Genomic DNA, 10,275 nt, shown 5'->3' on the forward strand with positions numbered 1-10,275 from the left:
CCGGGGGTAGCCCAGGCGCTACCGCAGTACGTCGAGGAGCGCGGCGATGTCAGCCTGGTCGACCTCGCGAGCGCCGATCAGGCCCTGCATCAGCAGGCCGTCCAGCGCCGCCACGAGCAGCTGGGCCTTGCGCGGCTCTGACGTGAACGCTCGGGCTATCTCGGTCAGCGGCTCCAGCCAAGCCGCGGCGGCCGGCCGAAGCTCGGGCCGGCGAGCGGCGTACAGGTAGAGCTCGTAGAGGGCCAGCGTCCGGCTGCGGCGGCGGACCAGGCTGTGCTCGATCAGCCGGGCCAGCTCGTCGGCCGGTCGCGCGCCGAGCTCGCTGCCGCGTCCGTGCAGCTCGGCGGCCAGATCCTCGGCGGCTCCGGTCAGGGTCGCGATCAGCAACTCGTCCAGCGTCGCGAAGTGGTAGGTGATCGACGCGACCGACACCTCGGCCCGCGCGGCCACCGATCGATGGCTCACACCTGCGACTCCGTCGCATCCGATCACCTCGACGACGGCGTCCAGGATCGCGCTCCGGCGCTGCTCGCCGCGGACCCGGCGACCGTCCCTGACCTGCATGGATCGCAAACTACCAGGACATTCGTACGGATTGTTTTTGGTCCCCGAAACCGCGGGATCGGGCCCGTTGGGCGGCCTAGGCTTTGGTGACGTGACAACCAACGAGCTGAGTACGGCGATGCGCCGCGCGCTGAAGCGGGCCGACGACGGCAAGACCCTCGACCCGGCCGAGGTGGAGGTGCTGCTGACCGCCTCCGGCGACGCGCTGACCGCGCTGATGGCGACCGCCGCCCGGGTCCGTGACCAGGGGCTGGCCGACGCCGGCCGACCGGGGATCATCACGTACTCGAAGAAGGTCTTCATCCCGCTGACGCGGCTGTGTCAGGACCGCTGCCACTACTGCACGTTCGCGACCACGCCGGGCCGGGTGCACGCGCCGTTCATGTCGCCGGACGAGGTCCTGGAGGTCGCGCGGCAGGGCGCGGCGCTCGGGTGCAAGGAAGCGTTGTTCACGCTCGGCGACGCGCCGGAGAAGCGCTGGGACGCGGCGCGGATCTGGCTCGAGGAAGCCGGGTACGACAGCACGCTGGACTACGTGCGGGCGATGTCGATCCGGGTGCTCGAGGAGACCGGCCTGCTGCCGCACCTGAACCCGGGCGTCATGTCGTGGCAGGACCTGCAGCGGCTGAAGCCGGTCGCGCCGAGTATGGGCATGATGCTCGAGACGACGTCCCGGCGGCTGTTCGAGGAGAAGGGCCAGCCGCACTTCGGCTCCCCTGACAAGGACCCGGCGATCCGACTGCGGGTGCTGGAGGACGCCGGGCGGTCGAACGTCCCGTTCACCACCGGGCTGCTGATCGGGATCGGCGAGAACCTCACCGAGCGCGCCGATTCGATCTTCGCGCTGCGCAAGATCGCGCGGCAGTACAACGGCATCCAGGAGGTCATCATCCAGGGCTTCCGGGTGAAGCCCGACACGGCGATGCGCAACGACGCCGACGTCCCGCTGGACGAGTGGCTGGCCGCGATCGCCGCGACCCGGATCGTGCTCGGCCCGCGCGTCCGCGTCCAGGCCCCGCCGAACCTGGTCGACCTGGCCGAATGCCGCGCGCTGCTGGACGCCGGCGTCGACGACTTCGGCGGCGTCTCGCCGCTCACGCCCGACCACGTGAACCCCGAACGCCCGTGGCCGATGATCGACGACCTGGCCAAGGTCACCGCCGACGCCGGGTTCGTGCTGCGCGAGCGGCTGACCGCGCACCCGGAGTACCTGCGGGAGCCCTGGCTCGACCCGCGGCTCATCTCGCACGTCGAGGCTCTGGTCGACCCGGCCACTGGGCTCGCCAACGAGGACGCGAAGCCGGTCGGCCTGCCCTGGCAGGAGCCGGACGGCGGCTGGGACTCCGTCGGCCGCACCGATCTGCACACCGCGATCGACACCGAGGGCCGTCGTACCGAGACCCGCTCGGACTTCGACGCGGCGTACGGCGACTGGGACGTCGTCCGTGAGGACGTGGCCGCCCGCCGCGCCGCGGGGACCTCGCTCCCGATCACCGGGAGCTCTGCACCTGTCCGTCTGGATGCGGATGTGAAGGCGGCGCTGGCTGCTGCGGAGGACGACCCCGCCGGCTTGTCGGACGCTCAGGCGCTCACGCTCATCACCACCACCGGCCCGGCCCTCGACGAACTCGCGCGGATCGCGGACGACCTGCGGAAGGAGGTGGTCGGGGACGACGTCACGTACGTGGTGAACCGGAACATCAACTTCACCAACGTCTGCTACACCGGCTGCCGGTTCTGCGCGTTCGCCCAGCGCCGGACGGACGCCGACGCGTACTCGCTGTCGATGGACGAGGTCGCCCAGCGCGCCGAGGAGGCGTGGGTGATCGGCGCGACCGAGGTCTGCATGCAGGGCGGTATCCACCCCGACCTGCCGGGGACGGCGTACGCCGATCTGGTCCGCGCGATCAAGGAGCGCGTGCCGCAGATGCATGTCCACGCGTACTCGCCGATGGAGATCGTGAACGGCTCGGTGCGCACCGGGCTGTCGATCGAGGAGTTCCTGATCTCGGTCAAGGAGGCCGGGCTGGACAGCATCCCCGGCACCGCGGCCGAGATCCTGGACGACGACGTCCGCTGGATCCTGACCAAGGGGAAGCTGCCGACCGCCTCGTGGATCGAGGTCATCTCGACCGCACACCAGGTCGGCCTGCCGTCCAGCTCGACGATGATGTACGGCCACGTCGACGCGCCGCACCACTGGGTCCAGCACCTGCGCACGATCGCCGCCGTCCAGGACCGGACCGGCGGTTTCACCGAGTTCGTCCTGCTCCCGTTCATCCACCAGAACTCGCCGATCTACCTGGCCGGCGTCGCCCGCCCCGGCCCGACGTACGACGAGAACCGCGCCGTCCACGCGATGGCGCGGATCATGTTGCACGGCCGGATCGACAACATCCAGTGCTCCTGGGTCAAACTCGGCGCCGACGGCTGCGTCGCCGTCCTCAACGGCGGCGTCAACGACATCGGCGGCACCCTGATGGAAGAAACCATCAGCCGGATGGCCGGCTCCAAACACGGCTCCCGCAAGTCCATCGAAGAACTCACCGCCATGGCCACCGCCGCCAACCGCCCCGCCCGCCAACGCACCACCACCTACGGCCAAGTCCCCCACCGCCCCAACACCCTCCTAGAACTCGCCTAACCGCGACCTTCACCACCCACCAACATCGCCGAACGACCGGCCGCCCGGCCCGTCCAGGCGTACAGCCGGCCCCGGCCGACAAGTTGGTGGGTGGTGGCGGTCGGCCTACCGGACGACCAGAACCGCCGTCCGACGCACGCCGTTCACGTCAACGGTCACCCACGCTTCGCCTCGACCGAGCGCGGTGATCGTGCCGGTGCTCGCGTCGTACTTCAGGTTTCGGCTGGTGGACCAGTCGGCGCTTACGGGGTAGGCGACGGGGACCTGGCGGCCGGCTTGGGTGAGGGTGGCTTTCACCTGGGCGGACTGGCCGCGTTTCAGCGTGGCGGGGACTTCCAGCGTGAGCCCGTCGACGTGCGGGCGGATCTGGGCGGAGAGCCAGTCGCGACCGTGGCGGTCGACGCCCAGCAGGGTCCAGCCGGTGAAGCCGCCGTCCTCGGGTGGGGTGGCGGGGGCCTTACCGGAGTTGCCGTTGATCAGGTAGGGGATGCCGTCGACGTGCGCGGCGCTGAAGGTGCCGACGTGACCGCCGATGAAGGCGGCGCCCTTGCCGGTGCGGTGCTGGAAGTCGGCGAGCCACTTCTCCAGCAGCGCCGCTTCGTGCCGGTCGGCGAGCTGGCTGTTCTTGGCCGGCGTCGGGTCGCGCGGCGGGTGGTGCTCGATCACGACGACCGAGTTGATCGCGCGGTCCCGCGCCGCGGCGTCGAGGGCGCCGCGCAGCATCGCGATCTGGTCGAACCCACCGCCGCGCAGCGTCCCGGACGACGAGTCGAGCGTGACGAACCGGGTCCCGCGATGGTCGAAGGTCCGGTGCGCGGCGCCGAAGTACTTCTGGAAGTTGGTGATCGCGGCGCCCATCACCTCGTGGTTGCCGGGCACGTAGTAGTACGGCACCGACGTCCCGATCTCCTCGTCCAGCACCCGCTTGGCGAGCTGGAAGTCCGCCTCGGTCGCCTCGTCGACGAAGTCACCGGCGATCACGAAGAAGTCCGGCTTCGCGGCCTTGATCTCGCGGAGCGTCCGCCGCGCGGCCTGCACGAGCGGGGACTCCGGGTCCCGCGCGACGAACTGCGCGTCCGACATGACGGCGAACCGCCAGTCCCGTCCGTCCACCGCTCGCGCGGTCTGGATCAACGGATCCCGCACCTTCGCCGGCGCCGGTGCGCTGACCGCCGGCGCGGCCTTCACATAGGCGTTGTCGATCACGAGCTCACCCTGGTACTGCGCGGCCGCCTTCGTCTCCAGCGCGTACACCCGCCGCAACCGAACCGGCTGCGGAAGCCCTTCCGGGACAGGGAGTTCGACCGTCTGCCACCCGTTCCAGGTCACGTTCGGCCCGTACACCGCGGTCAGTTTCCCGGTCGCATCGACCAGCCCGAACGCCGTCCACTCCCCCTTGCCCTGCCCGAAGATCGACACCCCGAACGCCCGCGCCTGCTCCGCGTCGCCCAGCGGCGCCGGGGCGATCGCGATCGCGTTCCGGGTCAGCGTCGACTGGCCGAAGTCGTAGCTCAGCTTCAGCCCGGGACCGTCCTGACCGTCCGGCGTCTTACTCACCGAAACGGTCGCGCGCGCCGATCCCGACGTCCACTGCTCGGCTTGGTCGAAGGTCTCGATGATCCGCTTCTCGACCCCGACCGACACCGCGATCGCCGCCTGGGTCGCGCCGATCCGCGCGGTCACCACGGTCGCGCCGGACTCCCGCTTCGGCGTCACCCCGAACCGCCCGTCGGACGTCGGCGCGATCGTCAGCAGACTAGCGTCGTAGGACAGCTGGACGTCCCGCGGCTCCACCGGCGCCGAGTTGCCGAAGGCATCGAATCCGACCAGGCCGAAGGTGCCGGCGCCGGTCAGGTTCAAGGTCGTGCTGGTCGGCGCGACCCGGGTCAGCGGACCGAGCACCTCGAGCTCCGTGCTCCCCTGCCCGCCGGCCGTGATCGCCCGGACGGTCGCCTTCCCCGGCGTCCGCGCGCGGAAGACGCCGTCGCGGACGGTCCCGTGTGAGCCGAGCCAGGCCACCCGCGGCTGCCGCTTGACCGGACCGAAGCTCTCGTCGTATGCCGAAGCGGTCAAAGTCCGGGTGGTGCCCGCGAACACGCGGTCCGGCCGTCCGCCGGGAACCGGCGCGTCGCCGGGGGCGGTCCGGCCGTCGGCCGCGGTCTCGACCCAGAGGCCGTGCACACGCCCGCTGCCCTTCGGAGCCATCACGGCCAGGCCGTTCGGCACGGGACGGACGGCGCCGTCGCCGGGCACGTTGTCGACCTGAACCTTCGCCGCACCCGGTCGCCGCGAGACCAGAGTCGTCGAGCCACCGCCGTCCAGCTCGACGCCGACGTACGCGCCCCGGGCCGCGAGCAGCTTGCCCATCTCGGCCAGCGTCGCACCTCGGCTGTGCGTCACGCGGTTGCTGTCGATCGAGACGACGATCAGCTTCTTGCCGTCCGCGGAGAAGCCGAGGGCGGTGCGTCCGGCGTACACGACGTCGTCCACGGCCTGCGGTTTGCCCTGGTCGACGAGTAGCGCGTGGACGCCGACCGCGGTGCGGATCGGGCGGCCGTCGGAGGCACGTGGTTTCAGCGAGATCGGGAGTTTGTCGCCGACCTTGAGCCCGGCGAGATCGTCGGCCCCCGCGTCGCGTCCGACCAGAATCGTCGTCCCGGCTGGGATCTCACCGGCGCCGGGAGTCGGGTTGATCGCGGTGACGGTCTCGCCGGTGACGACGACCTCGATCGACTTCGTCGCACCGGCGACGGCGGACGCGCGCGAGTAGCTGCCCCACAGCGTGGTGAACGCGCCGATCTCGTCCTTGCCGATGATCGGGCTGTTCAGCCGGTCGAGCGTGTGCGGTCCCGCCGTCCCGTCGAACAGCACCTCGAGAATCCGCCCGGCGCCACGCTGGTCGAACGCGACCGCGCGATACGGATCCTCCGACTGCGACTTCACCACCTGCCCGTCCGCCACCGCCGGCCCGAGCGGCGCACCCGAGTTGTTGATGTCAAAGAAGTCCGCATTCACCGCCGCGACCGCACCGGCCTCGTCCGCCTGCCGATCGATCCCCTTGGTCGCACTAACCTTTCCCGCCGACAAGTAATCGATCCGCGCCCCCTTCGTCAGATCAACCGTCAACGTGTTCCCCTGCTGCCACCCCCGCGCATCAAACGTCTCCACCGCCCCCGCCACCACCCCAGGCGCCACCGGCCGGCTCCGCTCATACGTCTGCACCTGCCCAGCCGCCGGAACACCCGCGACCTGCTGGGCACTGGCCCCGCCCACCCCCAGCGCAGGCCCGACCAGCCCAGCCGCCAGAACAATCCCCACCACCGACAAGGCGCGCACAAGACCTCCACCAGTCAACAGTTGACCAGAACAGTCAACCGTCCGGTGAGATGTTTACGCCAGGGTTTCCACGGTGAACGAACCCCAAACAGCAAGCGCGGTGCACCGGCCCCCAGTTCCGCCGGTCCACCACGCAACAAGAAACGCGGTCGCAGGTCCCCAGTCACACCCGCGCTCGCATAAGAAACGCCGGCCGCGCCCGGTGTCGGTCGCCACCTCACTGGCGACCGGCACCGCAAGTGGCGCAGCCGGCGTCCTGCTGTTGCCCCGAGAGGGCATTCGGCCCGAAGGAGGGCGGTCACCGTCTCATTCCGTAACCGGCAGGGGAGGTGCAGTCCGGTCGCGGACGGGAGTACAGCGATCCACCTGGAGCCTTTGTCGGCGACCCGTCCGTCGCTGACAACTGAACGTTGTCACGGGAGCACAGGACGGGGCCATGATCGGCATCAAACATTTGCATTGCCTTTGAACAAGACAACGCTGAGTATTTCTGCAATTACACAGCGTCGATAAGTTGCCTGCCGCAACAACTAGTCAACTGGTCAGAAATCGACCGCACCCAACGCGGCGCTCAACGCCGCAAGGGCCCCGCTCCACGCATGCTGTGGTGGCGCTCCGTACCCGAGGACGAGCGCGGGCGACAGCCCCGCGCCGAAGCGCGACAAGCCGTAGGTGACGATATCGTGCGCCGCGAGCGCCTGCAGGGCCGAGGTTTCGTCCAGGTTCGGCAGATCGAGCGTGAGCTGAATCCCAGCGGCGATCCCACGGACCGAGTGGTTGCCGAGAGCACGGATGAGGTCGTCCCGCCGACGCCGGTAGCGCAGCCGAGCGGCCCGCACGTGCCGGTCGTACGCCCCGGAGTCGATCAGCGCGGCCAGCGTCAGGTGAGTCAGCGAGTCGCTGTGCCGATCACTCCACGCCTTCTCCTCGATCACCGCAGCCACCAACCGCGGCGGCAGGACCAGCCACCCGAGCCGCAGCCCAGGCGCCAGCGTCTTACTCGCCGAACCGGCGTACACGACGACGTCCGGCGCCAACCCCTGCAGCGCGCCGATCGGCTGCCGGTCGTACCGGAACTCGCCGTCGTAGTCGTCCTCGAGCACGAACGCCCCACTCGCCCGCGCCCATGCCAACACCTCGGTACGCCGATGCGGCGTCAACGGCACCCCCGTCGGGAACTGATGCGCCGGCGTCAGCACCACCCCCGCGGCGTCCCCCAGCTCCCCGACCACCGCGCCGTACGCATCAACCGGAATCGGCCGCGCCTCCAGCCCAGCACGCTGCAACTGCCGCGGAATCGCTGGTTGGCCAGGGTGTTCATGCCCAAACGACGTCGCGCCCAAGCTCGCCACAGCACCCGCAACCAACGCCGAAGCCTGCCGAAAACCACTACACAGAACGATGTTCTCGGGTTGCGCCTGCACACCGCGCGCCCGATACAAGTACCCCGCGAGCACCTCCCGCGCGTACGCCGGACCCTGCGGATCGTCGTACCCCAACGCCTCGCCGGGCCGCGACTCGAGCACCCGGCGTGCGGCCGCATTCCACGCCGGTACAGGGAAACTCGAGATATCCGGCCGCCCCGGCCGCAGGTCATGCACCGCCGGCGCACCGACACCCCTCCCAACCACCGGCACCTGGGCCGGCGCGACCGCCGCCGTCCGTGTGCCCGCGCCACGGTCGCCGCTGAGGTACCCCTCCAGGACCAGCTGGCTGTAGACCTCAGCCACGGTGTTGCGCGCTACCCCGAGGTCGATCGCCAACGCGCGCGAGGAGGGCAGTCGCGTGCCCACGGGAAGCTCCCGAATCGCGGCCCGCAGCGCTTGCTCAACCCCGGCCCGGACCCCGCGACTGCGGTCGACGATCAGATGCAGCTCCGACATGGCCCAGGATTCTAGGCGATACTTGGACCAAATCTCCGGGTCAAGTCACCTCTAGCGTTAACTCACGTGAAGTACTCGACCCTGCTCCTCCTCGCCCTCGTCGGCCGCTGCGGGCTAGGCCTGGCGGCAGGCCTGTCCGTCCTCTACCTGACCCAGGTGATCGGCCTCTCCGTCGCCGCCGTCGGCATCACGCTGACCGCCACCGCCGCGGTCGCCGTCGTAGCCAGCATCTGGCTCGGCCATCTGGCCGACCGGCTCGGCGCCCGCGAGGTGTTCGCCGCGATGGCCGGCGTCCAGGCCCTCGCGACGGCCGGCACCCTGCTCGTGCACGACCTTCCGGCGTACGTCGTCGTCGCACTCGCCCTCGCGCTGGCCGACCTCGGCTACCGCAGCGCGTACGGCGCGGTCGTCTTCGCCGTGGTCGAACCCGAGGAGCGGCTCCCGGTCCGGGCCAAGGCGCGGGTCGCGTCGAACCTCGGTTTCGCGGCCGGCGCTGGACTCGCGGGGATCGCACTGGCCGTCGGCGAACCGGCGGCGTATCGGATCGGGCTGGTCGGCAGCGCACTCCTAATCGCGGCCGCCGGCGTCCTCACCTTCCGGCTGCCGCGGATACCGCGCGTCCACAGCCGCACGGTCGGGCCGTGGGCAGTACTGCGGGATCGTCCGTTCGTCGGATTCGTCGGGCTGAACGGCGTCCTCAACATCCACAACACGATGATCAAGGTCGCCATCCCGCTGTGGATCGTCACGCGCACGGATGCGCCGCACTGGCTCGTCTCGGTCGTCCTGATCCTGAACAGCGCGGTCGTCGTCCTCTTCCAGGTCCGCCTGAGCCGCGGCACCGACCACCTCACCGGCGCCGCCCGCGCGGGACGCCGCTCCGGTCTCCTGCTCAGCCTCGCCTGCATCGTCCTGGCCTGCACCACCCAGACCTCGACCGCGCTGACCATCGGGCTGCTGCTCGCCGCGACCGTCTTCCACGTCGTCGGCGAGATCCTCGAATCGGCCAGCGGCTGGGGCACGAGCTTCGCGCTCGCCCCACCCGGTCAAGTCGGCCAGTACCAAGGCGCCCAAGCGATGGGCCGCGGCCTCGGCGACCTCGTCGGCCCCGTACTGATCACGACCGTTGCCCTCCCACTGGGCTCCCTCGGCTGGCTGCTCACGGCCGCCCTCTTCACCACCGCCGCACTGCTCATCCCCGTCGTCCTACGCCGCGCACAAGGAGCCTCCACCGATGACCAACTCCCCCGACCAGCCGCTGGAGTTCCGGCCGGCTCGCGCGGACGAAGCTGACCAGATCCTCGAGTTCTGGGCCGAGTCCGCCGAGGACGCCGACCGCCCGGCCGACACCACCGCCGCCGTCCGCCGCCTCATCCTCCGCGACCCCGACGCCCTCATCCTCGCCCTCGACGGCCCCCAGATCGTCGGCTCGATCATCGCCGGCTGGGACGGCTGGCGCTGCCACCTCTACCGCCTAGCCATCGCCCCCACCCACCGCCGCCGCGGCATCGCCACCACCCTCATCACCCAAGCCCAACACCGCCTGACCACCCTCGGCGGCACCCGAGCCGACGCCATGGTCCTCAACACCAACACCAACACCGAAGCCCACCCCACCTGGCAAGCCGCCGGCTACACCCCCCAACCCACCTGGTCCCGCTGGACCACCCCCCTCCCCCCGCCCCACCCCACCACCCCCGACGCCGCAACCTGGTAACCCCCACCCACGCCCCAAGTGAACGGGCAGGGCTGGCAACACCAGCCGTTAGCCCGGCGCACACAGGCGAACGGGTGGATTGCAGCGCATCGGGGCGAGGCACGGCGACACCGTTCGACAAGCTCGCGCGG

At 70.5% G+C, this 10,275-nt stretch carries 6 protein-coding genes; 3 read left to right on the forward strand and 3 right to left on the reverse strand.

What is annotated here, in order from left to right; translation table 11 throughout:
• Positions 1-18 precede the first annotated feature (18 nt).
• Positions 19-564 (reverse strand): TetR/AcrR family transcriptional regulator, encoded by a 546-nt coding sequence (locus ACZ6ZD_RS05650; RefSeq protein WP_465668674.1) that lies wholly within the window; start codon positions 562-564, stop codon positions 19-21.
• Positions 565-655: 91 nt separating this feature from the next.
• Here ACZ6ZD_RS05650 and ACZ6ZD_RS05655 point away from each other — a divergent pair, with 91 nt between their 5' ends.
• Positions 656-3,208, forward strand: coding sequence for a bifunctional FO biosynthesis protein CofGH (locus ACZ6ZD_RS05655; protein ID WP_465668676.1), 2,553 nt, complete (start codon positions 656-658; stop codon positions 3,206-3,208).
• Positions 3,209-3,313: 105 nt separating this feature from the next.
• On the opposite strand, the gene ACZ6ZD_RS05660 is transcribed toward ACZ6ZD_RS05655, so the two are convergent.
• Complete coding sequence (locus tag ACZ6ZD_RS05660) at positions 3,314-6,544, reverse strand: phosphodiester glycosidase family protein (RefSeq protein WP_465668678.1); 3,231 nt, start codon at positions 6,542-6,544, stop codon at positions 3,314-3,316.
• Between the two features lie 542 nt (positions 6,545-7,086).
• Positions 7,087-8,427, reverse strand: coding sequence for an aminotransferase-like domain-containing protein (locus ACZ6ZD_RS05665; protein ID WP_465668680.1), 1,341 nt, complete (start codon positions 8,425-8,427; stop codon positions 7,087-7,089).
• 66 nt (positions 8,428-8,493) lie between these two features.
• Here ACZ6ZD_RS05665 and ACZ6ZD_RS05670 point away from each other — a divergent pair, with 66 nt between their 5' ends.
• Positions 8,494-9,720: an MFS transporter gene (locus ACZ6ZD_RS05670; RefSeq protein WP_465668681.1), complete on the forward strand. Its 1,227-nt coding sequence runs from the start codon at positions 8,494-8,496 to the stop codon at positions 9,718-9,720.
• Positions 9,662-10,144: a GNAT family N-acetyltransferase gene (locus ACZ6ZD_RS05675; protein WP_465668683.1), complete on the forward strand. Its 483-nt coding sequence runs from the start codon at positions 9,662-9,664 to the stop codon at positions 10,142-10,144. Before ACZ6ZD_RS05670 ends, ACZ6ZD_RS05675 begins: the two co-directional genes overlap by 59 nt.
• Positions 10,145-10,275 lie beyond the last annotated feature (131 nt).

The organism is Kribbella sp. NPDC104218 (assembly GCF_055584105.1).